This is a genomic window from Pseudomonas sp. FG98, assembly GCF_057808595.1.
Genome location: NZ_JBMDIJ010000001.1, coordinates 56,799 through 81,260 on the forward strand (window position 1 = coordinate 56,799; position 24,462 = coordinate 81,260).

Annotated in this window: 25 protein-coding genes; 14 read left to right on the forward strand and 11 right to left on the reverse strand. The window is 64.2% G+C overall.

Annotation, left to right across the window (positions count from 1 at the left end):
* Window positions 1–131 precede the first annotated feature (131 nt).
* From ACODSK_RS00265 to ACODSK_RS00300, 8 genes are all read left to right on the forward strand, one after another.
* The gene (locus tag ACODSK_RS00265; RefSeq protein ID WP_489013007.1) at window positions 132–1,457 is read left to right on the forward strand and encodes an OprD family porin; all 1,326 of its coding nucleotides are present in this window, start codon (window positions 132–134) and stop codon (window positions 1,455–1,457) included.
* A gap of 168 nt (window positions 1,458–1,625) precedes the next feature.
* Entirely contained in the window at window positions 1,626–2,264 is a 639-nt protein-coding gene (locus ACODSK_RS00270) for a peroxiredoxin (protein WP_489013008.1), read from the forward strand.
* Window positions 2,265–2,597: 333 nt separating this feature from the next.
* Window positions 2,598–3,191: an NADPH-dependent FMN reductase gene (ssuE, locus tag ACODSK_RS00275; protein ID WP_489013010.1), complete on the forward strand. Its 594-nt coding sequence runs from the start codon at window positions 2,598–2,600 to the stop codon at window positions 3,189–3,191.
* Window positions 3,192–3,290: 99 nt separating this feature from the next.
* A complete protein-coding gene (locus ACODSK_RS00280; RefSeq protein WP_489013011.1) occupies window positions 3,291–4,256 on the forward strand; it encodes a sulfonate ABC transporter substrate-binding protein in 966 nt (321 codons plus the stop codon).
* A 58-nt stretch (window positions 4,257–4,314) separates the two neighbouring features.
* A complete protein-coding gene (ssuD, locus tag ACODSK_RS00285) occupies window positions 4,315–5,463 on the forward strand; it encodes an FMNH2-dependent alkanesulfonate monooxygenase (protein WP_489013013.1) in 1,149 nt (382 codons plus the stop codon).
* Window positions 5,464–5,473: 10 nt separating this feature from the next.
* The gene (gene ssuC / locus ACODSK_RS00290) at window positions 5,474–6,271 is read left to right on the forward strand and encodes an aliphatic sulfonate ABC transporter permease SsuC (RefSeq protein WP_489013014.1); all 798 of its coding nucleotides are present in this window, start codon (window positions 5,474–5,476) and stop codon (window positions 6,269–6,271) included.
* Window positions 6,268–7,080 (forward strand): aliphatic sulfonates ABC transporter ATP-binding protein, encoded by an 813-nt coding sequence (gene ssuB, locus ACODSK_RS00295; protein WP_489013015.1) that lies wholly within the window; start codon window positions 6,268–6,270, stop codon window positions 7,078–7,080. Before ssuC ends, ssuB begins: the two co-directional genes overlap by 4 nt.
* A gap of 28 nt (window positions 7,081–7,108) precedes the next feature.
* A complete protein-coding gene (locus ACODSK_RS00300) occupies window positions 7,109–7,324 on the forward strand; it encodes a TOBE domain-containing protein (protein WP_009400132.1) in 216 nt (71 codons plus the stop codon).
* A 127-nt stretch (window positions 7,325–7,451) separates the two neighbouring features.
* Here the strand turns inward: ACODSK_RS00300 and ACODSK_RS00305 are convergent, their stop codons facing one another.
* From ACODSK_RS00305 to ACODSK_RS00320, 4 genes are all read right to left on the reverse strand, one after another.
* Window positions 7,452–8,078, reverse strand: coding sequence for a TetR/AcrR family transcriptional regulator (locus ACODSK_RS00305; RefSeq protein ID WP_489013016.1), 627 nt, complete (start codon window positions 8,076–8,078; stop codon window positions 7,452–7,454).
* A 1-nt stretch (window position 8,079) separates the two neighbouring features.
* Window positions 8,080–9,663 (reverse strand): glutamate--cysteine ligase, encoded by a 1,584-nt coding sequence (gshA, locus tag ACODSK_RS00310; protein ID WP_489013017.1) that lies wholly within the window; start codon window positions 9,661–9,663, stop codon window positions 8,080–8,082.
* A gap of 154 nt (window positions 9,664–9,817) precedes the next feature.
* Complete coding sequence (locus tag ACODSK_RS00315; RefSeq protein ID WP_489013018.1) at window positions 9,818–10,201, reverse strand: PaaI family thioesterase; 384 nt, start codon at window positions 10,199–10,201, stop codon at window positions 9,818–9,820.
* A complete protein-coding gene (locus ACODSK_RS00320) occupies window positions 10,201–12,519 on the reverse strand; it encodes a Tex family protein (protein WP_489013019.1) in 2,319 nt (772 codons plus the stop codon). The genes ACODSK_RS00315 and ACODSK_RS00320 overlap by 1 nt, the downstream gene beginning before the upstream one ends.
* A 241-nt stretch (window positions 12,520–12,760) precedes the next feature.
* On the opposite strand from ACODSK_RS00320, the gene ompR reads away from it, so the two are divergent.
* On the forward strand, window positions 12,761–13,501 hold the full coding sequence (gene ompR, locus ACODSK_RS00325) for an osmolarity response regulator transcription factor OmpR (RefSeq protein ID WP_489013020.1): 741 nt from the start codon (window positions 12,761–12,763) through the stop codon (window positions 13,499–13,501).
* 126 nt (window positions 13,502–13,627) lie between these two features.
* A complete protein-coding gene (locus ACODSK_RS00330; RefSeq protein ID WP_489013022.1) occupies window positions 13,628–14,941 on the forward strand; it encodes an ATP-binding protein in 1,314 nt (437 codons plus the stop codon).
* Window positions 14,942–15,061: 120 nt separating this feature from the next.
* On the opposite strand, the gene rimK is transcribed toward ACODSK_RS00330, so the two are convergent.
* Both rimK and rimB read right to left on the reverse strand, forming a co-directional pair.
* Window positions 15,062–15,967, reverse strand: coding sequence for a 30S ribosomal protein S6--L-glutamate ligase (rimK, locus tag ACODSK_RS00335; RefSeq protein ID WP_009400116.1), 906 nt, complete (start codon window positions 15,965–15,967; stop codon window positions 15,062–15,064).
* Window positions 15,964–16,446 carry a retropepsin-like aspartic endopeptidase RimB gene (rimB, locus tag ACODSK_RS00340; protein WP_489013023.1) on the reverse strand — a complete coding sequence of 161 codons (483 nt, stop codon included), beginning with the start codon at window positions 16,444–16,446 and terminating at the stop codon, window positions 15,964–15,966. Before rimB ends, rimK begins: the two co-directional genes overlap by 4 nt.
* A gap of 108 nt (window positions 16,447–16,554) precedes the next feature.
* Here rimB and ACODSK_RS00345 point away from each other — a divergent pair, with 108 nt between their 5' ends.
* A complete protein-coding gene (locus tag ACODSK_RS00345; protein WP_489013322.1) occupies window positions 16,555–16,953 on the forward strand; it encodes an RNA-binding S4 domain-containing protein in 399 nt (132 codons plus the stop codon).
* Here the strand turns inward: ACODSK_RS00345 and ACODSK_RS00350 are convergent.
* A complete protein-coding gene (locus tag ACODSK_RS00350; RefSeq protein ID WP_489013024.1) occupies window positions 16,944–17,747 on the reverse strand; it encodes a phosphatase PAP2 family protein in 804 nt (267 codons plus the stop codon). The two genes, ACODSK_RS00345 and ACODSK_RS00350, sit on opposite strands and share 10 nt — an antisense overlap.
* Before the next feature lie 106 nt (window positions 17,748–17,853).
* Between ACODSK_RS00350 and hslO the strand changes: the two genes are divergently transcribed.
* From hslO to ACODSK_RS00365, 3 genes are all read left to right on the forward strand, one after another.
* Window positions 17,854–18,756 (forward strand): Hsp33 family molecular chaperone HslO, encoded by a 903-nt coding sequence (gene hslO, locus ACODSK_RS00355; RefSeq protein WP_489013025.1) that lies wholly within the window; start codon window positions 17,854–17,856, stop codon window positions 18,754–18,756.
* Window positions 18,757–18,936: 180 nt separating this feature from the next.
* On the forward strand, window positions 18,937–20,478 hold the full coding sequence (locus tag ACODSK_RS00360) for a phosphoenolpyruvate carboxykinase (protein WP_489013026.1): 1,542 nt from the start codon (window positions 18,937–18,939) through the stop codon (window positions 20,476–20,478).
* 358 nt (window positions 20,479–20,836) lie between these two features.
* Window positions 20,837–21,283: an acyl-CoA thioesterase gene (locus ACODSK_RS00365; RefSeq protein WP_489013028.1), complete on the forward strand. Its 447-nt coding sequence runs from the start codon at window positions 20,837–20,839 to the stop codon at window positions 21,281–21,283.
* Here ACODSK_RS00365 and ACODSK_RS00370 read toward each other — a convergent pair.
* From ACODSK_RS00370 to ACODSK_RS00385, 4 genes are all read right to left on the reverse strand, one after another.
* Entirely contained in the window at window positions 21,264–21,920 is a 657-nt protein-coding gene (locus ACODSK_RS00370) for a response regulator (RefSeq protein ID WP_489013029.1), read from the reverse strand. The two genes, ACODSK_RS00365 and ACODSK_RS00370, sit on opposite strands and share 20 nt — an antisense overlap.
* A gap of 154 nt (window positions 21,921–22,074) precedes the next feature.
* The gene (locus ACODSK_RS00375) at window positions 22,075–23,142 is read right to left on the reverse strand and encodes a protein-glutamate methylesterase/protein-glutamine glutaminase (protein ID WP_489013030.1); all 1,068 of its coding nucleotides are present in this window, start codon (window positions 23,140–23,142) and stop codon (window positions 22,075–22,077) included.
* Window positions 23,139–23,951 carry a CheR family methyltransferase gene (locus ACODSK_RS00380; RefSeq protein ID WP_489013032.1) on the reverse strand — a complete coding sequence of 271 codons (813 nt, stop codon included), beginning with the start codon at window positions 23,949–23,951 and terminating at the stop codon, window positions 23,139–23,141. The genes ACODSK_RS00375 and ACODSK_RS00380 overlap by 4 nt, the downstream gene beginning before the upstream one ends.
* 1 nt (window position 23,952) lies before the next feature.
* On the reverse strand, window positions 23,953–24,456 hold the full coding sequence (locus tag ACODSK_RS00385; protein ID WP_489013033.1) for a chemotaxis protein CheW: 504 nt from the start codon (window positions 24,454–24,456) through the stop codon (window positions 23,953–23,955).
* Between the last annotated feature and the right edge of the window lie 6 nt (window positions 24,457–24,462).

Here is a 24,462-nt window from a genome sequence, read left to right on the forward strand (position 1 = left end):
CTTGAAACGACTAGTTACGATTGACTCGACGGTCACCCTTTGGTGCTAATCGCCCATCGACAACGAGCCGGACGCCAAGATCCAGCCGTTAACGAACCACAAGAATTAGAAACGAGAGGAGCAATTCAAATATGAAGAAGTCGACCCTGACTCTTGCCGTGGCCCTTGGGGTTCTGGCCCAGCAAGCGGGTGCTGCCGGTTTTGTCGAAGACACCAAAGCCACACTGAAGCTGCGCAATTTCTACATCAACACCGATAACCGCGATTCCCTGGGCAACCCCAACAAGCAGGAAGAGTGGGGTCAAGGCTTCCAACTGGACGTAACGTCCGGCTACACCCAAGGCACCGTCGGCTTCGGCGTTGACGCCATCGCTCTGTACGGCGTGCGTCTGGACTCGGGCAAGGGCACTCACTACAACCCGACCAGCTCCTCCTATGGCGGCACCATCTTCCCGACCGATAGCGACGGCCGCGCAGTCAACGACTTCGCCAGCCTGGGCGCTACCGCCAAGGTCAAGATCTCCCAGACCGAACTGCGCTACGGCACCCTGCTGCCGAAGACCCCGGTCATCTCGTACAACGATGGTCGCCTGCTGCCGCAAACCTTCGAAGGTGGCCAGATCGTCTCCAACGAGATCAAGGACCTGACCCTGACCGCCGGTCAGATCGAGCACGTCAAGGGCCGTAACTCGTCGAACAACGAAGGCCTGTCCATCGCTGGTGCCAACAACGCCCGCACCGGCCAGTTCAGCAACCAGTTCCGCTACGCCGGTGCCGACTACAAGCTGACCAAGGACCTGCTGGTTCAGTACTGGTACGGCGGCCTGGAAGACTTCTACAAGCAGCACTACCTGGGTGCCGTGCATAACTGGGCTATTGGCCCGGGTACCCTGAAGTCCGACTTCCGCTTCTTCCGCAGCACCGATGACGGCGCCAACAGCAACGATTCGCGCTACTACACCAGCGGCTACTACGGCAGCGGCGTAACCAAGGGCAAGGTCGACAACAAGCTGTGGAGCGCCCTGTTCCTGTACAGCGTCGAAGGCCATACCTTCGGTGCCGGTTACCAGCAAAGCAGCGGCGACAGCGACTTCCCATGGCTGAACCAGGGTGACGGCTCGTCCAACTACACCATCACCGACTCGCAGATCCAGAAGTTCGGCCGTGCCGGCGAGCGCACCTGGCAGGTTCGCTACGGTTACGACTTCGCCAAGGTCGGCCTGGCCGGTCTGACTGCGAACGCCGTCTACCTGAAAGGCGACAACATCGATTCCTCTATCGGCGACCGCTCCGAGTGGGAACGCGACTTCACCGTGGCCTACGTAATTCCGGAAGGTACCCTGAAAGGTCTGGGCCTTACCTGGAAGAACGCTGCATGGCGCAGCGACCTGACCAGCGCCAACCACGCTCAGGACGAAAACCGCGTGTTCCTCAGCTACACCTTCCAGCTGCGCTAACCCGCCGCGAGACATCCAACGCCCGCCCGGCTCCATGCCGCGCGGGCGTTGTTTTGTCCGTTATTTGTTATTCATTGCAGATCTAAATAAATCGATATTTATTCTTTTTAATTTCAGCGCTCCACAGGCAGAGTTGAGTCATTCAACGAACAGCCAAGGAGCCGCACCATGAGCCTCAGACTCGGCGATATCGCCCCCGACTTCGAACAGGATTCCAGCGCCGGCAAGATCCGCTTCCACGAGTGGCTCGGCGACAGCTGGGGCGTGCTGTTCTCGCACCCGGCCGACTTCACCCCGGTATGCACCACCGAGCTGGGCTTCACCGCCAAGCTGAAGGAGCAGTTCGCCGAGCGCGGGGTCAAGGCCATCGCCCTGTCGGTGGACCCGGTGGACTCCCATCACCGCTGGATCGAAGACATCAACGAAACCCAGAACACCACGGTCAACTTCCCGATCCTGGCCGACGCCGACCGCAAGGTCTCCGACCTGTACGACCTGATCCACCCCAACGCCAACGACACCCTCACCGTGCGCTCCCTGTTCGTGATCGATCCGAACAAGAAGATCCGCCTGACCATCACCTACCCGGCCAGCACCGGGCGCAACTTCCACGAGATCCTGCGGGTGATCGACTCGTTGCAGCTCACCGACAGCCACAAGGTCGCTACCCCGGCCAACTGGCAGGACGGTGACGAGGTAGTGATCGTGCCTTCGCTGAAGGACGAGGAAGAGATCAAGCGCCGCTTTCCGAAGGGCTACCGGGCGGTCAAGCCGTATCTGCGCCTGACCCCGCAGCCGAACCGTTAATGCTTTAGCCATCGCAGGGATTTTCGGGCCGTTTCGACGGCCCTTTTTTTTGCCTGCGGTTCGCCAATCCCGAACCCTGTGAAGAACCCTGTGGGAGCTGGCTTGCCAGCGATTGGGCCCTACCAGGCAACTGAGTTGCTCCTGCTGGCCTCATCGCTGGCAAGCCAGCTCCCACAGGGTTCTTCACAGGGCAGGATGCATATCTCCAATTCATATAAACAAATGAAAAAATATGATTTCTAGATATATACAACCACCTGTTAATGTCACTCCATTCCAGCGAGCCACCTAACTCGCGGGCCCTTTCAGAACAGTTCCAAGGATGCGCATTCAATGTTGGTCGTTTCTATTGGTGGAAGTCCCAGCCTGCGTTCACGCTCCGGCGTACTGCTCGAACGCGCCCGCGACTGGCTGCAAGGCCAGGGTGTGGAAGTGGTGACTTTCCAGGTGCGGGACTTCCCGGCCGAAGATCTGCTTCACGCCCGTTTCGATAGCCCTCAGGTCCAGCACTTCCAGCAGCTGGTGGAACAGGCCGACGGCCTGATCGTCGCCACCCCGGTGTACAAGGCGTCCTTTGCCGGCGCCCTGAAGACCCTGCTCGACCTGCTGCCCGAGCGCGCCCTGAATCACAAGGTGGTACTACCCATCGCTACCGGCGGCAGCATCGCCCACATGCTGGCGGTGGACTACGCCCTGAAACCGGTGCTCTCGGCCCTGAAGGCGCAGGAGACCCTGCAAGGGATCTTCGCCGACGACAGCCAGATCGCCTACGGCCAGGGCAGTGTCCCGGCCCATCTGGCGCCTGCCTTGGAGCAGCGCCTGAACGAGTCCCTGGAGCTGTTCCACAGCGCCCTGGCCCGCCGCCCGAAACCCCTGGCGCCCGGCCTGCTTAACGAACGCCTGATCAGTGCCCGCTGGAGCATCTGATCCCTAGCCACCGTTTCATCGTGTGACCCCCACCTTACTCGCCCGACAACGAGGCAAGCAGGTGCAGCCCGAACCCAATATCCGCAAAAGGAGAGCGCTATGCGCACTGTCGTTTTGCGTCGTGGTCTGGCCGCTCTGTTCGCTGCGGCTGTTACCTTCGGCGCCATCACCCAAGCCCAGGCCGAGACCCTGCGTATCGGTTATCAGAAGTACGGCACCCTGGTCCTGCTGAAGGCCAAGGGCAGCCTGGAAAAACGCCTCGCCGCCCAGGGCGTGCAGGTGCAATGGACTGAATTCCCCGGTGGCCCGCAGCTGCTGGAAGGCCTCAACGTCGGCTCCATCGATTTCGGCGTGACCGGCGAAACCCCGCCCGTGTTCGCCCAGGCCGCCGGCGCCGACCTTCTGTATGTCGCCTACGAGCCGCCAGCCCCGCACAGCGAGGCGATCCTGGTGCCGAAAGGCTCGCCGATCCAGTCGGTCAAGGAGCTGAAAGGCAAGAAAGTCGCGCTGAACAAAGGCTCCAACGTGCACTACCTGCTGGTCCGCGCCCTGGAAGACGCCGGCCTGAAGTACTCCGACATCCAGCCGGTGTTCCTGCCGCCCGCCGATGCCCGCGCCGCCTTCGAGCGTGGCAGCGTCGATGCCTGGGTCATCTGGGACCCGTACCAGGCCGCCGCCGAGCAACAGCTGCAAGCCCGCACCCTGCGCGATGGCCAGGGCATCGTCGACAACCACCAGTTCTACCTGGCCACCAAGCCCTATGCGCAGCAGCACCCTGAAGTGATCAGCGCGCTGGTGGACGAGGTCCGCGCCGTGGGCGAATGGTCCAAGGCCAACCCGCAGGAAGTCACCGACCAGGTCGCGCCGCTGCTCGGCCTGCCCGCCGACATCACCCTGACCTCGGTCAAGCGCCAGGGCTACGGTGCCGGCTTCCTGACCCCGGAAGTGGTCGCCGCGCAGCAGAAGATCGCCGACACCTTCACCACCCTGAAGCTGATTCCCAAGCCGCTGAGCATCAAGGACGTGATCTGGACGCCACCGGCCAAGGTCGCTACCGCGCCCTGACGTTTTGCCCGAGCCGGGGCGCCGCCCCGGTCTGAGCCACCCTTAGGAGACAACTCCAATGAGCCTTAACGTTTTCTGGTTTCTTCCGACCCATGGCGACGGCCATTACCTTGGCACCGCCGAAGGCGCTCGCGCCGTCGATCACGGTTATCTGCAGCAGGTGGCACAGGCCGCCGACCGCCTCGGTTTCGGCGGCGTGCTGATCCCCACCGGGCGCTCCTGCGAGGACTCCTGGCTGGTGGCCGCCTCGCTGATTCCGGTGACCCAGCGGCTGAAATTCCTCGTCGCCCTGCGCCCGGGGATCATTTCGCCAACCGTGGCGGCACGCCAGGCTGCGACCCTCGACCGGCTGTCCGGCGGGCGCGCGCTGTTCAACCTGGTGACCGGGGGCGACCCTGAAGAACTGTCCGGCGACGGCCTGTTCCTCAGCCATGAAGAGCGTTACCAGGCCTCGGTGGAGTTCACTCGCATCTGGCGCCGCGTGCTGGAAGGCGAGACCGTCGACTACGACGGCCAGCACATCACCGTGAAGGGCGCCAAGCTGCTCTACCCGCCGATCCAGCAACCGCGTCCGCCGCTGTACTTCGGTGGCTCGTCGGAAGCCGCGCAAGACCTCGCCGCCGAGCAGGTCGAGCTGTACCTGACCTGGGGCGAGCCGCCGGCCGCCGTGGCCGAGAAGATCGCCGAAGTGCGCGAGAAGGCCGCCAAGCTGGGCCGCACGGTGCGCTTCGGTATCCGCCTGCACGTGATCGTCCGCGAAACCAACGACGAAGCCTGGAAAGCCGCCGAGCGCCTGATCTCCCATCTGGACGACGACACCATCGCCCGTGCCCAGGCCTCCCTGGCGCGCTTCGACTCGGTCGGCCAGCAGCGCATGGCCGCCCTGCACGGCGGCAACCGCGACAACCTGGAAGTCAGCCCCAACCTGTGGGCCGGCGTCGGCCTGGTGCGTGGTGGTGCCGGTACAGCGCTGGTCGGCGATGGCCCGACCGTGGCCGCCCGGGTCAAGGAATACGCCGACCTCGGCATCGATACCTTCATCTTCTCCGGCTACCCGCACCTGGAAGAGTCGTACCGGGTTGCCGAGCTGCTGTTCCCGCACCTGGATATCGAACGTCCGGCACTGCCGCAGGAGCGTGGCTATGTCAGCCCGTTCGGCGAGATGGTAGCCAACGACATCCTGCCCAAAGCCGCAGCCCGGTCCTGAGGATCACGCCATGAGTCGTTCTTCTTCCTCATCCTGGGTCCAGCGCCTCGCGCCCTGGGCCCTGCCGGTGGCCTTGCTGGCGATCTGGCAACTGGCGGTCAGCGCCGGTTGGCTGTCGACCCGCATCCTGCCGGCGCCGAGCGCGGTGATCGCGGCCGGTGTCGAGCTGGTGCGCAGCGGCGAGATCTGGACCCACCTGGCGATCAGCGGCTGGCGTGCCGGCCTCGGTTTCCTGATCGGCGGCAGCATCGGCCTGGCCCTCGGCTTCATCACCGGCCTGTCGCGCTGGGGTGAGCGCCTGCTGGACAGCTCGGTGCAGATGATCCGCAACGTGCCGCACCTGGCGCTGATCCCGCTGGTGATCCTGTGGTTCGGTATCGACGAGTCGGCGAAGATCTTCCTGGTCGCCCTCGGCACCCTGTTCCCGATCTACCTGAACACCTACCACGGCATCCGCAACGTCGATCCGGCCCTGGTGGAGATGGCCCGCAGCTACGGCCTGAGCGGCTTCGGTCTGTTCCGTCAGGTGATCCTGCCGGGTGCGCTGCCGTCGATCCTGGTCGGCGTGCGCTTCGCCCTGGGCTTCATGTGGCTGACCCTGATCGTCGCCGAGACCATTTCGGCCAACTCCGGCATCGGCTACCTGGCGATGAACGCCCGCGAGTTCCTGCAGACCGATGTGGTGGTGCTGGCAATCGTTCTCTACGCCGTGCTCGGCAAGCTCGCCGACCTCGCTGCCCGTGGCCTGGAACGTGTCTGGCTGCGCTGGCACCCGGCCTATCAAGTGAGCAAGGGAGACCGCGCATGACCGTTCTCAAGGAACAGCCGCCGCGCCTGCTGCGTGGCATCCCCCTGGCGGTGCAGAAGGTCGAGAAGACCTTTGGCCAACGCAAGGTCCTGCGCAATATCGACCTGCATATCCCGGCCGGTCAGTTTGTCGCCATCGTCGGCCGCAGCGGTTGCGGCAAGAGCACCCTGCTGCGCCTGCTGGCCGGTCTCGACCAGCCAACTGGAGGTGAATTGCTGGCCGGCAGCGCGCCGCTGGCCGATGCCCGCGAAGACACCCGCCTGATGTTCCAGGAAGCACGCCTGCTGCCATGGAAACGGGTGATCGACAACGTTGGCCTGGGCCTCGAAGGCAAGTGGCAGGAGCGTGCGAAACAGGCGCTGGAGGCGGTGGGCCTGGCCGACCGCGCCAATGAATGGCCAGCGGCGCTTTCAGGTGGACAGAAACAGCGCGTGGCCCTGGCCCGTGCGTTGATCCACCAGCCACGCCTGTTGCTGCTCGACGAGCCGCTGGGCGCGCTGGATGCCCTGACCCGGATCGAGATGCAGCAACTGATCGAAGACCTCTGGCGCAAGCACGGCTTCACCGTGCTGCTGGTGACTCACGACGTCAGCGAAGCGGTAGCGGTCGCCGACCGGGTGATCCTGATCGAGGACGGCGAAATCGGCCTCGACCTGCATGTCGACCTGCCGCGACCGCGGGTGCGTGGTTCGCACCGCCTGGCCGCGCTGGAAACCCAAGTACTCAACCGTGTTCTCTCGGTCCCTGGCACCCCGCCCGGGCCCGAACCCGTAGCACCCTTGCCTACGCAACTGCGCTGGGCGCATTGACCTCAGAACCTACGAAGGAAGCAAGCAGATGACTATCAAAGCGATCAACGTGCGTAACCAGTTCAAAGGCACCGTGAAAGAAATCCTGGAAGGCCCGGTCCTGTCGGAAATCGACGTACAGACCGCCTCGGGCATCGTCACTTCGGTGATCACCACCCGTTCGGTCAAGGAGCTGGAACTGACCATTGGCAGCGAGGTGATTGCCTTTGTGAAATCGACCGAGGTTTCCATCGCCAAGCTGTGACAGATCTGCATAAAAACCTGTGGGAGCTGGCGTTGCCAGCGATGAGGCCAGCACTGGCAATAAGGTTGCCTGATCTGACGCCATCGCCGGCAACGCCGGCTCCCACAGGTTTCGTGGCGACCTTTAGTTAATGCTTGGGCAGAAACGGCGGCAGATAAAGCCCCACATACGCCTCGAACACCCGCATCCCCTCCTCCGCCATGCGCGGGGTGATCTGCCCGTGCAACTGCACCGAACGGGCATACACCCGGTCGCTCAGCTCCATCGCCAGGGCAAATACGTCCACATCATCCGGCAGTTCCGGCAAGCGGAAGTGCTGCGCGAACAGCTTGTGCATCAGGTCACCCAGCTCGATATCGTGCTGGCGGTCGGCCTGGGTCACTTCGCTCAATCCGTGCTGGGCCAGGATCAACTGCCGCGCTGCGGCGTCTTCCTGGTAGATCGCCAGCATCCGTGTTTCCACCAGCCGCGAAAGATCCCGCCAGGTGCCAAGGCTGGCAACGTCGATGGGCTCCTGCAGGCAAGCGCGGAAGGCACTGTGCACGTCGGCGGTCAGCGCTTCGAGCAAGGCCGGAACGCTGGCGAAGAAGTGATAGACCGAAGAAGGCGGGATCTGCGCGCGCTCGGCAACGCTGTAGATCGACAGGCTGGCCACGCCCTCGCTGGCCAGCAGGGTGCGGGCCGCGTCGAGGATCGAGTCGATCCGCGCCTGGCTGCGGGCGCGGGGTTTGCGAGGGGTGGTGCCGCGGCTCATGTCAGTTGCTGATCGCCAGGATGCTGGCCTGGTAAGCGCCAACGAACAGGTCGAAATCACCGACTTCCTGCTGCTCCAGGCGGCTTTGCTCTTCCAGCGAAGCACGGGCCAGGCTGTCGAAGCGGGCCTGCTCGGCGGCCGGCAGCGGCTCCTTGCGCAGGTAGTCGGCGTGCAGCTGGCTCTGGCGCAGGGCGAAGGCGGCGAAGCTTTCCTGGTGCGCGGTCATGCTGGCGAGCACCTGGGCCGACGGCGTCAGGGCCGGGTCATCGACCTTGGCTGCCTGGGTGGCCAGGGCACGGGCGTGCTCGTCGCTGCCATGGCTGCGGTCGAGCAGTTCGGCCAGCGGCGCGATGCGCGCCAGCAGCTCGGAGGCCCAGGTCTTGAGACCGACCGGCTGGCCGTTGCGCTGCAGTTGCAGGCCCGGGCGACGGCCTTCCTTGACCACGGTGAGGAAGTTGTCGGTGCATTGGCCGCACTCGCCGTTTTCCAGCAGCGGGCTGTCTTCCAGCGCGCAGAACAGCAGGAACGCATCGAGGAAACGCGCCTGCGGCAGGTCGATGCCGGTGGGCAGGAACGGGTTGATGTCCAGGCAACGCACTTCGATGTACTGGATGCCCCGGGCCATCAGCGCCTGGATCGGCCGCTCGCCGGTGTAGGTCACGCGCTTCGGACGGATGTTCGAGTAGTACTCGTTCTCGATCTGCAGGATGTTGGTGTTGAGCTGGACCCACTCGCCATCCTTGTGCGTGCCGACCTCGACATAGGGCGCATAGGGCGTGGCCACGGCGCGGCGCAGGCTGTCGGTGTAGCTGGTCAGGTCGTTGTAGCAGGGGGTCAGGCCGGCCTGGGCGTTGCTCTGGTAACCCAGGTCGCTCATGCGCAGGCTGGTGGCCCAGGGCAGGAACAGGGTGTCCGGGTCGAAGGACTCAAGTTGATGCGGGCGACCACGCAGGAAGCCGGCGTCCAGTGCCGGCGAAGCGCCGAACAGGTACATCAGCAGCCAGCTGTAGCGACGGAAGTTGCGGATCAGGGCGATGTAGGCCGACGACTGGTAGTCGCGATCGCTGCCGCTGGCGCCTTCGGCGTCACGCAGCAGCGGCCAGAGTTTTTCCGGCAGCGAGAAGTTGTAGTGGATACCGGCGATGCACTGCATGGTGCGGCCGTAACGCAGGGCCAGGCCCTTGCGATAGACGTACTTGAGCTGACCGATGTTGGAAGTGCCGTACCAGGCGATCGGGATGTCTTCTTCCGCTGGCAGCGGACACGGCATCGACGGGCTCCACAGGTACTCGTCACCGAGCTTGCTGACGGCGAAGCGGTGGATGTTTTCCAGGCTTTCGAGGGTCTGCGCCGGGTCGGCCAGGGCCGGAGTGATGAACTCCAGCAGCGACTCGGAATAGTCGGTGGTGATGGATTCGTGGGTCAGGGCCGAGCCCAGGGCCTCGGGGTGGGGTGTCTGGGCCAGGCGACCGTCCGCGGTCACGCGCAGGCATTCACGCTCGATGCCGTGCAGGCACTGCTTGAGCAGGGAGAGGTTGTCGCCCTCGCTGAGCAGGCTCAGGCGGCGGTTGAGAAGTTCGCTCAAGATGGGATTCCTTCACACGTCAGTCGCCCCGATATGGGGGTGGAGATGACGGTCTGCAAGGGTGGACAGGAGGAACTGGCGTTGTCGCCTGGTTTTCGCAGGAAATCGGCAGCGCCCGCGCACTGCCGAAAGTACCGCAGATGGCCTTTTGCGGCTAGAGCGCGGCGAACGTACCCTGGGCTTTGGCGACGAGTTTGTCGCCCTGGAATACGTCGGCGTCCAGAACAAGCGTGCGCCGTCCGGCGTGCAGAACGCGGGCGGTACATAGGACTTCGCCCTCGCTCACCGCACGCACGTAGTTGATCTTGCACTCCAGGGTGACGCTGCGCCGGTCGAAGCCATGGCTGCTGGAACAGGCCAGGCCCATGGCGATATCGACCAGGCTGAAGATCGCGCCGCCATGCAGGAAGCCGCCGCGGTTGCGCAACTGCGGCTCCAGTGCCAGGGCCACCTCGGCAACGCCCTCTTCAAGGCGTTGCAGACGGCAGCCCAGCAACTGGCTGAAGGCGCTCTGGACGATGTCCTCGGGCGCGTCCATCACTTCTTCTTCAACTGCTTGGCGTTGGCGAACAGCGCGGCCATGGCGTTGTTGGCCGGTGGCGGGGTTTCCTTGGCCCGTGCCGGCGCGCCCTGCTGCCGTGGCGCCGAGCCCGGACGGCTGCCACGGGCACCGTCGACCTTCTCGCCCGGGGTGTCGCTCATGCGCATGGACAGGCCGACGCGCTTGCGCGGGATGTCCACTTCCATGACCTTGACCTTGACCACGTCACCCGCCTTGACCGCTTCGCGCGGGTCCTTGATGAACTTCTCGGACAGCGCCGAGATGTGCACCAGACCGTCCTGGTGCACGCCGATGTCGACGAAGGCACCGAAGTTGGTGACGTTGGTCACCACGCCTTCGAGGATCATCCCCGGCTCCAGGTCCTTGAGGTCTTCGACGCCTTCCTGGAACTCGGCGGTCTTGAACTCCGGACGCGGGTCGCGGCCCGGCTTGTCCAGCTCCTGGAGGATGTCGGTGACGGTAGGCAGGCCGAAGGTCTCGTCGGTGAATTTCTTCGGGTCGAGACGCTTGAGGAAGCCGCTGTCGCCGATCAGCGAACGGATATCGCGGTCGGTGTCGGCGGCGATGCGCTGCACCAGCGGGTAGGCTTCCGGGTGAACCGCAGAGGCGTCCAGCGGGTTGTCGCCGTTCATCACGCGGAGGAAGCCGGCGGCCTGTTCGAAGGTCTTCTCGCCGAGGCGGCTGACTTTCTTCAGTGCGGCGCGGGTCTTGAACGCGCCGTTGGCGTCACGGTGGCTGACGATGTTCTGCGCCAGGGTCGCGTTGAGACCGGAGATGCGCGCCAGCAGCGCCACCGAGGCGGTGTTGACGTCGACGCCGACGGCGTTCACGCAGTCCTCGACCACCGCGTCCAGGCCACGGGCCAGCTTGAGCTGGGACACGTCGTGCTGATACTGGCCAACACCGATGGACTTCGGATCGATCTTCACCAGTTCGGCCAGCGGATCCTGCAGGCGGCGGGCGATGGACACTGCGCCACGGATCGACACGTCCAGGTCCGGGAATTCACGGGCGGCCAGCTCGGACGCCGAGTACACCGAAGCGCCGGCCTCGGAGACCATGACCTTGGTGACTTTCAGTGCTGGATATTTTTTGACCAGCTCGCTGATCAGCTTGTCGCTTTCGCGGCTGGCAGTACCGTTGCCGATGGCGACCAGTTCCACCGAGTGCTTGGCACACAGGGCGGCGAGGATGGAGATGGTGCGGTCCCAGTCGTTCTTCGGCGCGTGCGGGTAGACCGTGGTGTGGTCGAGCAGCTTGCCGGTGGCATCGACCACGGCGATCTTGCAGCCGGTACGCAGGCCCGGGTCGAAGCCGAGGGTCGCGCGCGGGCCGGCCGGGGCGGCCAGCAGCAGGTCGTGCAGGTTGTGGGCGAAGACGTTGATCGCCTCGCCTTCGGCGTTGTCGCGCAGTTCGCCGAACAGGTCGGTTTCCAGATGGCTGTAGAGCTTGACCTTCCAGGTCCAGCGCACCACTTCGGCCAGCCATTTGTCGGCCGGACGGCCCTGGTTGGCCAGGCCGAAACGCTCGGCGATCATCAGCTCGCACGGGTGCAGGGTGCCCGGCAGCTCTTCGCCGACCTTCAGCGAGGCCGACAGCACGCCTTCGTTGCGGCCGCGGAAGATCGCCAGGGCGCGGTGCGAGGGCACGCTTTTCAGCAGTTCGTCGTGTTCGAAGTAGTCGCGGAACTTGGCGCCTTCTTCTTCCTTGCCGGCGACCAGACGGGCGGACAGGGTCGCTTCCTGGGTCAGGAAGCTGCGCAGCTTGTCCAGCAGGGCGGCGTCTTCGGCGAAGCGCTCCATGAGGATGTACTTGGCGCCTTCCAGCGCGGCCTTGACGTCGACGACGCCTTTTTCAGCATCGACGAAGCGTGCGGCTTCGGCTTCGGGATTCAGTTGCGGATCGCCCAGCAGGCCGTCGGCCAGCTCGCCGAGGCCGGCTTCCAGGGCGATCTGGCCCTTGGTGCGGCGCTTCTGCTTGTACGGGAGGTAGAGGTCTTCGAGGCGGGTCTTGGTGTCGGCCAGCTTGATCTCGCGGGCCAGTTCCGGAGTCAGCTTGCCCTGCTCCTCGATGCTGGCGAGGATGCTTGCGCGGCGCTCGTCGAGTTCGCGCAGGTAGCGCAGGCGCTCTTCGAGGGTCCGCAGCTGGGTGTCATCGAGGCTGCCGGTCACTTCTTTGCGGTAACGGGCGATAAAAGGCACCGTGGAGCCTTCATCAAGTAGAGCCACGGCCGCCTCGACCTGTTGCGGGCGGACGCCGAGTTCTTCGGCGATGCGGCTGTTGATGCTGTCCATAAAACCACCTGACAAATTGTGAATGCTTGGGCCGCGGGGGCCGGCGCCAGAGGCGTCGGGGCAAGGCGGCACTCGGTGAAAAGCGGCGCATTATACCCAGCGCACAGGGCTTGCGGTGATAGCGGCTGGCCAGCCTGACGGACCATTCCGCTGGCACATGAGGAAAAATCTGCTAACAATGAGCTCGGACCCGCTAAAGATGGCTAAGCCATAATGCGCGCCGAGATTAAAGGAGCTACCCATGAGCAGCACTGCACAAACAGCCGAAGGCGAAAAAATCCTCATCGTCGACGACGACCCGGGCCTGAGCAGCCTGCTGGAGCGATTCTTCACCAGCAAAGGCTACCGCGCACGGGCAGTACCCAATGTCGAGCAGATGGACCGCCTGCTGTCACGCGAAGTCTTCAACCTGGTCGTCCTCGACCTGATGTTGCCCGGTGAAGACGGTCTTTCTGCCTGCCGCCGCCTGCGCGCGGCGAACAACCAGGTACCGATCATCATGCTCACCGCCAAGGGCGACGAATTGAGCCGGATCAAGGGCCTGGAGCTGGGCGCCGACGATTACCTGGCCAAGCCGTTCAACCCCGAGGAACTGGTCGCGCGGGTCAAGGCCGTGCTGCGTCGCCAGGCGCCAACGGTGCCGGGAGCGCCCGGCAGCGAGGACGAAACGGTCACGTTCGGCGACTACGAGCTGTCCCTGGCTACCCGCGAGCTCAAGCGTGGCGATGAAGTACACATGCTCACCACCGGCGAGTTCGCCGTGCTCAAGGCGCTGGTCATGCATGCCCGCGAGCCGCTGACCCGCGACAAGCTGATGAACCTGGCCCGTGGCCGCGAGTGGGATGCGCTGGAACGCTCCATCGACGTGCAGATTTCCCGCCTGCGCCGGATGATCGAGCCAGACCCGTCGAAACCGCGCTACATCCAGACCGTCTGGGGTGTGGGTTACGTGTTCGTGCCGGACGGCAACGCCGGCAAGTGATTCCAGGTTTCAAAGAGTGAGTCATCGAAAGCAGGGCCGCCGCAGGGCTGCCCTGCTTTTGCATGAGTCCGCCCCCGCCACGCCCGCGAGCCGCGCTCGCGCCTGCCAAGTGTGTAGCCGTCGTCCATGAAAACGCCGCTGTGGTTCCCGCAAAGCTTCTTCGCCCGCACCCTGTGGCTGGTGCTGATCGTCGTCCTGTTTTCCAAGGCGCTGACCCTGGTCTACCTGCTGATGAACGAGGACGTGCTGGTCGACCGTCAGTACAGCCACGGGGTCGCCCTGACCCTGCGCGCCTACTGGGCGACGGACGAGGAGAACCGCGACAAGGTGGCCGAGGCCGCCGGGCTGATCCGCGTCACCGGCAACGGCGTGCCCGAGGGCGAGCAGCACTGGCCGTACAGCGAGATCTACCAGCGGCAGATGCAGGCGGAACTGGGCGAGGACACCGAGGTCCGCCTGCGCGTGCATTCACCGCCGGCGCTCTGGGTACGGGCGCCAAGCCTGGGCGATGACTGGCTGAAAGTCCCTCTCTACCCCCATCCACTGCGTGGCCAGAAGATCTGGAACGTGCTCGGCTGGTTCCTCGCCATCGGCCTGTTGTCCACCGCCTCGGCGTGGATCTTCGTGCGCCAGCTCAACCAGCCATTGAAGCGCCTGGTGTTCGCCGCCCGGCAACTGGGCCAGGGTCGCAGCGTGCGCTTGCCGGTCAGCGATACGCCGAGCGAAATGACCGAGGTGTACCGCGCCTTCAACCAGATGGCCGAGGACGTCGAGCAGGCCGGGCGCGAACGCGAACTGATGCTCGCCGGGGTCTCCCACGACCTGCGCACGCCCCTGACCCGCCTGCGCCTGTCCTTGTCCATGCTGCCCAGCGAGAGCGACCTTACCGACGACATGGTCCGCGATATCGAGGACATGGACGCGATCCTCGACCAGTTCCTCGCCTTCATCCGCGACGGGCGTGACGAGCCGGTTGAAGAGGTGGACCTGAGCGAACTGGTACGCGAGGTGGTCGCGCCCTTCAACCAGCCGAAAGAGCGGGTGCGCCTGTGCCTGGAGCCGATCCCGCCCTTCCCGCTGCGCCGGGTTTCGATCAAGCGCCTGCTCAACAACCTGATCGGCAATGCTCTGCATCACGCCGGCAAGGGCGTCGAGGTGGCGGCCTATGTATCGGGTGACGTGAATGCGCCGTACGTGGTGCTGAGCGTGCTGGACCGTGGCACGGGGATCGATCCCGGCGAACTGGAGGCGATCTTCAACCCCTTCATCCGCGGCGACCGCGCCCGGGGTGGCAAAGGCACCGGACTGGGCCTGGCGATCGTGCGGCGGATCGCGGCGCAGCATGGCGGCAATGTCGAGCTGCGCAATCGCTCGGGTGGCGGTATCGAAGCGCGGGTGCGACTGCCGCTGGGACTGCTGTTGCCGAGAGATGCAGTCTGACTAAAAACCATTGGGGCCGCTCTGCGGCCCTTCGCGAGCAAGCTCGCTCCCACGGGGTGATTTGACTGTGGGAGCGAGCTTGCTCGCGAAGGGCTGCAAAGCAGCCCCAAGCGCTTCGCACTAACCTTTGCCTTTGGTCCGGGTCTGATTAGGCCCGCCATTCTTTTCCAGATGCTCGATGATCATCCCGGCAACGTCCTTGCCAGTGGTGACTTCGATACCCTCCAGCCCTGGCGACGAGTTCACCTCCATCACCAGCGGCCCGTGATTGGAGCGCAGGATATCCACACCGGCCACGCTCAGCCCCATCACCTTGGCCGCGCGGATCGCGGTCATGCGTTCTTCCGGGGTGACCTTGATCAGGCTCGCGGTGCCGCCGCGGTGCAGGTTGGAGCGGAACTCCCCCGGCTTGGCCTGGCGCTTCATCGAGGCGATGACCTTGTCGCCGACCACGAAGCAGCGGATATCCGCACCACCGGCTTCCTTGATGTATTCCTGGACCATGATGTTCTGCTTCAGGCCCATGAACGCCTCGATCACCGACTCGGCGGCCTTGGTCGTTTCGCACAGCACCACGCCGATGCCCTGGGTGCCTTCGAGCACCTTGATCACCAGCGGGGCGCCGTTGACCATCTGGATCAGGTCGGGAATGTCATCCGGCGAGTGGGCGAAGCCGGTGACCGGCAGGCCGATGCCACGCCGTGACAGCAATTGCAGCGAACGCAGCTTGTCCCGCGAGCGGGCGATGGCCACGGATTCGTTGAGCGGATACACGCCCATCATCTCGAACTGGCGCAGCACCGCGCAGCCATAGAAGGTCACCGAAGCACCGATCCGCGGGATCACCGCGTCGAAGCCTTCCAGCGGCTTGCCGCGATAGTGGATCTGCGGCTTGTGGCTGGCGATGTTCATGTAGGCACGCAAGGTATCGATCACAACCACTTCATGGCCCCGTTGCGTACCGGCCTCGACCAGACGACGGGTGGAATACAGACGCGGGTTACGCGACAGCACAGCGATCTTCATGCAGCACCTGTGGAGGGGGTAATGGTTGCCGGGAACACCGGCTTGTCCTGTACATACTTGAGCCCCGGGTTGACCACCAACTGGCCGTGGACCAGGGCCTTGGAACCTAAAAGAAGCCGATAGCGCATGGCCTTGCGGCAGGCCAGGGTGAACTCTACTTCCCAGACCCGATCGCCCAGTGCAAGTGCCGTCCGGATGACATAGCGCACCTGAGCGTGGCCATTGGAGCTCTTGATGGTCTTCATGGTCACCAGCGGCGCCTCGCAGCGACGGTGACGCAACTGCACCACCGAGCCAAGATGGGCGTTGAAGCGCACCCAGCGCTCGCCGTTGCGCATGAACGGCTCGACCTCGGTGGCGTGCAGGCTGGAGGTGCTGGCACCGGTGTCGATCTTGGCGCGCAGACCGGCCAGGCCGAGGTCGGGCAAGGCCACCCACTCGCGCAAACCGATAACGCTCAAATGATCAAATGTCTTCACGATGGGCAACCCGGAGAAATTCGGTGAACTGTAAGCAGGCAGCGGACTTTTTGCATCCGTCAGTTACGGTAGTACAGTTCCATGACCGCTATTAATTGGGGCTGTGTCATGGCTTATCAGGAAGACGACGACAAGGTTCGTCTGGACAAATGGCTCTGGGCCGCGCGCTTCTACAAGACCCGCGCCCTGGCCAAGGCTGCCATCGAGAGTGGCAAGGTGCATTGTCGCGGCGAACGCTGCAAGCCGGGCAAGGAGCCGCGCATCGGCGACGAATTCGTCCTGCGTACCGGCTTCGACGAGCGCACCGTGGTGGTCAAGGCGCTATCCATCGTGCGCCGGGGTGCACCAGAGGCACAGACGCTGTATGAGGAAACCGAAGAGAGCATCCGCCGCCGCGAACAGGCGGCGGATCTGCGCAAGGCAGGCGCCCTGGGCGTTACCACCGATGGCCGGCCGACCAAGAAACAGCGCCGGCAGATCCATCAGTTCCAGGGCAATTACGACTGAGCGCTGACCACGCTCAGACGCCCGAGCAGCGGCACGCGCGCGGCGCAGGCGAACAGCGGCTCGGTCCAGCGCAACAACGCCGCGCTGGCCTTGGCCGCCAGCGGCGTGTAGCAGCTCCAGCCGAGGGCCAGCAGCGCCATCAACAGGCCACCGATATAGTCGTCCTGCCCCCAATGAGCCCCTGCGACCAGGCGCGGCAGCATGAACAGCAGGGCCAGGCCCCAAACCACCAGGTTCTGCCACAGGCCGCGGGTAAACAGGCTCATGAACAGCGCCCAGACCAGCAGCACCGAGGCATGGTCACCGGGGAAGCTTTTGCTGGAGCGGTCCTTCAATTCCCAGGCCGACTCCAGATGCGGGTAGAAGTCGCTGAGTCGAACGGCGTTGTCGAACACCATCGATGGGCTGTGATGTTGCCAGCCCGCGGCATCCACCCACTTGGAAAACAGCGCGCGAACCACCACTAAGAGGAGCAGCGTGACGAAAAAGCCGAAAAAGGCTTCGCGCACCTGATGGGCCTTGAACACCCAATTGCCACGGATCAGCACGGCCAGCAGGATCAGGCCGACGACGATATCGAAAGGACGCAAGCTGCCAAGGGTCCAGAGGTAACGCCATGCAGCGTTATCGGCCAGCGGCGCGTTGAGGCCATGGAACAGCCACTCGTCGAAAGTCAGGCAGAGGATCTGGCCAAAAGGCCATAACCAGAAACACAGTAGTGCGATGGGCAGCAGCGTGCAGGCTGCCAATGGGCCCCAGGACCACCTCGCTTGGAACAGTGGTCGATTGTCCATAAGATACCTCTCCAAAATTGCCATGCGAGCGCCGTCAGGGCGCTCTGTCACAGGGGTTTCGACACCCTTGTAATCATTTTGTCACAATTTCGAACAGCAGATTCCCATGAGCGACTTGCCGGATACCGACTTCACCCAACGCTTCATCTTCGACGAGCGCGACGTACGCGGCGAACTCGTCAGCCTCGAAAGCAGCTATGCCCGCGTGCTGGAAAAGCACCCCTATCCGCAGCCGGTCGCGCAATTGCTGGGCGAACTGATGGCCGCTGCCGCCCTGCTGGTCGGCACCCTCAAATTCGATGGACTGCTGATTCTCCAGGCCCGTTCCGATGGCCCGGTGCCGCTGCTGATGGTCGAGTGCTCCAGCGAGCGCGAGATCCGTGGCATCGCCCGCTATGACGGCGAGGCGATCAACGCCGAGGCCGGCCTGCGCGAACTGATGCCCAACGGCATGCTGGCGTTGACCATCGACCCGCGCCAGGGCCAGCGTTACCAGGGCATCGTCGAACTGGACGGCGCCGACCTGGCGGAGTCCTTCACCAACTACTTCGTCATGTCCGAGCAGCTGGGCACCCGTTTCTGGTTCAGCGCCGACGGCCAGCGCGCCCGCGGCATGCTCCTGCAGCAATTGCCGGTGGACCGCCAGCCGGATGCCGACGACCGCGCAGAAAGCTGGGCCCACGTGTCCACCCTCGCCGGCACCCTGAGTCGCGAAGAGCAACTCGAGCTGGACAACCCGACCCTGCTGCACCGCCTCTATCACGAAGACGCCGTGCGCCTGTTCGATATCCAGCCGTTGCAGTTCCGTTGCAGCTGCTCGCGGGAGCGCTCCGGCAATGCCCTGATCAGCCTCGGCCTGGACGATGCACGCGAGCTGGTGACTGAACATGGTGGCCAGATCGAGGTCGATTGCCAGTTCTGCAACGAGCGCTATCGCTTCGATGTAGCCGATGTGGAGCAGCTGTTCGCTGGCGGTGGTGTGGACGCACCGTCAGATACTCGTCACTGAAACGTTTATGCACAGGGAATTCTCCTGTCGAATGCGCTTAAGACGCAGTTCTGACAGGAGGGCCCTACTTTTTTTGGGCGTTTCTGGCATAATCCGGCCACTTTTTTCGCTGTAGTAGTTTGTAAAGATCTACTACAAATCGTTTGGAGCACTCGGCCACCGGGCCGGATGGGGAATCTCATGACGCAAGCCAACAACGCCGTGTTCACCGATCTGAGCGTCGACGAGCTGGTAAAAGAAGCACTGAACCGCGGTGAAGGCGAGCTGGCCGACACTGGCGCGCTGGTCGTGAAAACCGGTCACCGCACCGGTCGTTCGCCGGTTGACCGTTTCATCGTCGAAGAGCCGAGCACCCAGGACGCCATCGCCTGGGGCCCGATCAACCGCAAGTTCCCCGCCGACAAGTTCGATGCCCTGTGGGCTCGCGTCGAGGCGTTCAACAACGCCCAGGAACACTTCGTTTCCCACGTCCACGTAGGTGCTGCCGAAGAGCACTACCTGGCCGTCAAGATGACCACCCAGACCGCCTGGCAGAACCTGTTCGGCCGTTGCCTGTTCATCAACCCGGCCCAGTACAACCCGGCTGGCCGCGAAGAGTGGCAAGTGCTCAACGTCGCCAACTTCGAGTGCGTGCCAGAGCGTGACGGGACCAACTCCGACGGTTGCGTGATCCTCAACTTCGCCCAGAAGAAAGTCCTGATCGCCGGCATGCGCTACGCCGGTGAAATGAAGAAAGCCATGTTCTCGGTGCAGAACTTCCTGCTGCCGGCCGCCGACGTGCTGCCGATGCACTGCGCCGCCAACATCGGCGAAGAAGGCGATGTGACCCTGTTCTTCGGTCTGTCCGGCACCGGCAAGACCACCCTGTCGGCCGACGAAAGCCGTTACCTGATCGGTGACGACGAGCACGGCTGGGGCGAAGGCGTTGTCTTCAACATCGAAGGCGGCTGCTACGCCAAGTGCATCGACCTGTCCGAGAAGAACGAGCCGGTCATCTGGAAAGCCATCAAGCACGGCGCAGTCCTGGAAAACGTCGTCCTCGACGATGCCAAGCACGCCGACTACGCCGATGGCAGCCTGACCCAGAACAGCCGTGCGGCCTACCCGCTGGAGCACGTCGAGAAGCGTTCCGAGAAGAACCTGGGCGGCGAGCCTAACGCGGTCATCTTCCTGACCTGCGACCTGACCGGCGTACTGCCGCCAGTGTCGATCCTGAACAACGAGCAGGCGGCCTATCACTTCCTGTCCGGCTACACCGCGCTGGTCGGTTCCACCGAAATGGGTTCGGGCGGCGGCATCAAGTCGACCTTCTCCACCTGCTTCGGCGCACCGTTCTTCCCGCGTCCGGCTGGCGAATACGCCGAACTGCTGATCAAGCGCATCAAGGGCTTCGGTTCCAAGGTCTACCTGGTCAACACTGGCTGGACCGGCGGTGGCTACGGCGTCGGCAAGCGCTTCAGCATCCCGACCACCCGTGCGGTGATCGCAGCGATCCAGAGCGGCGCGCTGATCGGTGCCGAGACCGAGCACCTGGACATCATCAACCTGGACGTGCCGAAGGCCGTTCCGGGCGTCGATACCGAACTGCTGAACCCGCGCACCACCTGGGCCGACAAGGCTGCCTACGACGAAGCAGCGAAAGGCCTGGCCTCGCTGTTCATCGAAAACTTCAAGAAGTTCGAAGTTTCCGACGCGATCAAGGCTGCCGGTCCTCAGCTGTAAGCTGATACCTGCTGCGCAAAAGCCCCGGCTCGAAAGAGCCGGGGCTTTTTTGTGGGCGCTGCGAATCTTGTGGGGGATTCCATGGTGGCAGGCGAGCAGATTGAGGTTGTGACTGCTGGCCTCATCGTCGGCAAGCCGACTCCCACAGGGTTCTGGCCAGCCACAGTCTCTGTGCTCGGCGCGGACCCTGTGGGAGCTGGCTTGCCAGCGATCAGGCCGGCAATGACAAAGATGTTGTCAGGTCGGGCCTCATCGCTGCGGTTCGGCGCCCCGACAAGCCAGCTCCCACAAGTCCGCATTCCACACCGGTGACATTAGCCGCTATGCTCGACGGCCACCTCCCCTCCAAGGACCGGCCATGTCCCCGACCATCCAGCGCACCGACTTCCCCCACCTGCACCCGCTCTCCTCCCGCTGGCAGGACAACGACCTCAACGGTCAGATCACCAGCTCCAAGGTCTATGGGTTCTTCGACACTGCCATCCAGGCCTGGCTGATCGAACAGGCCGGACTGGACCCGCAGGAAGGCGAGGTAGTGGGCTTCGTGGTCAGTTCCGCCTGCGATTTCTACGCCTCGGCAACCTTCCCCGATCTGCTGCAGATCGGTCTGCGGGTCGAGCGCCTGGCCGGCAGTTCGGTGGAGTTCACGGCGGCACTGTTCCAGGTCGGCCATGACCAGCCCTGTGCCGTGGGCCGGGTAGTGCAGGTGTTCGTCGAGCGCCGGTCCGGGCAACCGGCGGTGCTGCCTGTGGCCGTGCAAGGCGCACTGGAAGCCCTGCGCGGCATCAATCGTTCAACCGAATGATCCCTTCCCGTACCGCAAACAGCACCAGCCCCGGCACATCGTGAATCTGCAGGCGGTGCATGATCTGCGAGCGGTGCGCTTCGACGGTCTTGACGCTGAGCCCGAGGCCGTCGGCGATGGAGCGGGTCGATTCGCCACGGGCGATCAACCGCAGGATCTCCAGCTGCCGCGCCGTCAGTTGCATCGCCGCGCTGGCCTGCGGGCGCCGCCGGTTCTGCTTCACCGCCTGGCCGATCACCAGCGGCAGCACCGCCGACGACAGGTACTGCCCGCCCCCACGCAGTGACTGCAAGGCCAGCTCCAGCTCCTGCACCGTCGCGCTCTTGAGCAGAAAACCATGGGCACCCTGTTGCAGGCAGTGCATGACGAACTCCAGCTCCGAACGCGACGACAGCATCAACACCGTACAGGCCGGCACCCGCAGGTACAGCTCGCGCAGCAGTTCCTCGCCGGTCAGCGTGCCGAGGGCGATGTCGAGCACGATGATGTCGGGCTTGAGGGTCTCGGCCAGTTCCACGGTCGTTACCGTATCGCCTGCTTCGCCGACCACGGCATATTCTTGTTTTTGTTCGAGCAACGCTCGCAGGCCTGCGCGGAACAGGGGCGAGTCATCGGCTATCAGTAAACGGCAAAGCATAGGTTTGAGCCTGTGTCGCGTAGGTTGGACGGTGGGGTGAAGACGAATCGTCGCTGCGCTTTATTGCTCCCTTGGGGTGGACTGCCGCCCGTACGTCGCGCACCGCCCGGCGGTGTCGCCCGCGGGGCGGTCATGAAGGATGAAACGGGAATGCTCAGCCATTGCGGGCATTGATGCCGAACTGGTTGATCAGGACCGGCATGCGATCGAGCGGCTCGATGGTCTGGGCCGCGCCGAGGCGAATGGCTTCCTTGGGCATGCCGAACACCACGCAGCTGGCCTCGTCCTGGGCCACGGTGCTGGCACCCTGTTCGCGCATGGCCAGCAGGCCACGGGCTCCGTCGTCGCCCATGCCGGTCATGATGATGCCCAGGGCATTGCTGCCGGCATGGCGGGCGGCGGAACGGAACAGGACATCGACCGAGGGCTTGTGCCGGTTGACGGCGGGGCCGTCGAGCACTTCGACCAGGTAGTGGGCACCACTGCGCTTGAGCTGCATGTGCAGGCCGCCGGGCGCCAGCAGGGCGAGCCCGGTGTGCACGCGATCCAGATGCCTGGCCTCGCGCACTTCGATCTGGCACAGGCCGTTGAGACGGCGCGCGAAGTCGGCGGTGAACTTCTCCGGCATGTGTTGAACGATGACCAGGCCGGGGCAATCGCGCGGCAATTGCCGCAGAACGAACTCCAGCGCCTGGGTACCGCCGGTCGAGCAGCCAAGTGTAACGATTCGGTCGGTGGTTTGGCGCAGCGCCGGGCCGGGCGGCAGGTCTTTTTTTTCCGTCGCGGGCAAGGCGTGGCGGGCCACTGGCCGGGTTTTCGCCGCGTCCTCGATGCAGCGCACCAGGTTGCCGGCGATATTCTCCAGGCTCTGCTTGAGGCCCAGCTTGGCCTTGGTGAACACCCCCACCGCGCCAGCGGCCAGGGCCTCGACATTGAGGTCGTTGCCGGCCTCGGTGAGGGTTGAGCAGATGATGGTCGGGGTCGGTCGCTCGGCCATGATCTGGCGCAGGAAGGTCAGGCCGTCCATGCGCGGCATTTCCACGTCGAGCACCAGCACGTCGGGCCAGTCGCGGCGCATCTTGTCGATGGCGTAGAGCGGATCGGCGGCCATGCCGACCACCTGGATCCCGGGATGGTTGCCGAGGTACTGCCCGAGCACCTGGCGGACCAGGGCCGAGTCGTCGACGATGAACACGCGGATGGGAGTGGAACGCTCGATCATAAGCGCTCGAACACCGAGGGCCGCACCGGACGCAGCGGCAGGTCGAAGCCGTGGATGCTCTCGGCGTGGCCGATGAACAGCAGGCCGCCCGGGCGCAGGCGCTCGACCAGGTTGCGCACGATGCGCTGCTTCTGCTGGGTGTCGAAGTAGATCAGCAGATTGCGCAGGAAGATCACGTCGAACTGGCCAAGGCTTTCCGGCATCGGCTGGATCACGTTGACCTCGCGCAGCTGCACCTTGTTGCGCAGCCAGCCCTGCACGCGCATGCGCCCGTGCATGTCCTCGATCCCGCACAGGCAATGGCGATGTAGCCAGCCCTCGGGAAAATAGCGCGCCTGGGCCATGTCGTAGATGCCCTGTTCGGCGATCTCCAGCATGCTCTGGCTGAGGTCGCTGGCGAGGATCGACCACTCGTTGCCGCGCGCATGCTCGGCGGCGGTCATCGCCAGGCTGTAGGGTTCTTCTCCCGAGGAACAGGCCGCACTCCACAGGCGCAGCGGCCCGCCACGCTTGCTCAGCCACTGGCCGAGAAACTCGAAATGGGCGTACTCGCGGAAGAAGTAGGTTTCGTTGGTGGTCAGCAGATCTACCACCAGGCGCCGCTCGCGGGCGTACTGCGGGTACGCCAGGCAGTTGAGGTAATCCTCGTAGCTGTCGATCTGCAGATGGCGCAGGCGCTTGAGCAAGCGCCCGGCCACCAGCGAGCGCTTGTTGTTCGACAGATGGATGCCGGAGGCATCGCGCATCAGTTGCTGCAGCTGGCGAAAGTTCTGTTCGCCGAGCACCGGCAACGAGGGCATGGCAGACATGTCAGTGGACCTTCGACGCCTGGCTGAGGTGACGGATATCGTCCAGCGACAGCACTTGCAGCATGTTGAGAATGATCAGGAACTCCTGGGCCTGCTGGGCCATGCCAGCGATGAAGTCGGAGCGGATTGCCGTACCGAAGGCCGGCGCCGGCATGACCTGGCGCGGATCGATCTCCAGCACTTCGTCGACCTCGTCGACCACCAGGCCGATGCGCTGCAGGCCATCGGCAAGGGACAGCTCGATGATCACGATGCAGGTGCGCTTGCCCGGCTCGGTCAGGCTCAGGCCGAAGCGTGCGGCCAGGTCGAGTACCGGCACCACGTTGCCACGCAGGTTGATCACGCCGTGGATATAGGCCGGCATCATCGGCACCCGGGTGACCTCGGCGTACTCGATGATCTCGCGCACCAGGGCGATGGGCAGCGCATAACCCGCCTCGCGCACGCGAAAGCTCAGGTGCTGGATGGCGTCGGCTTGCGCCTCGATTCGTTGCGGCTGGCTCATGGGCAC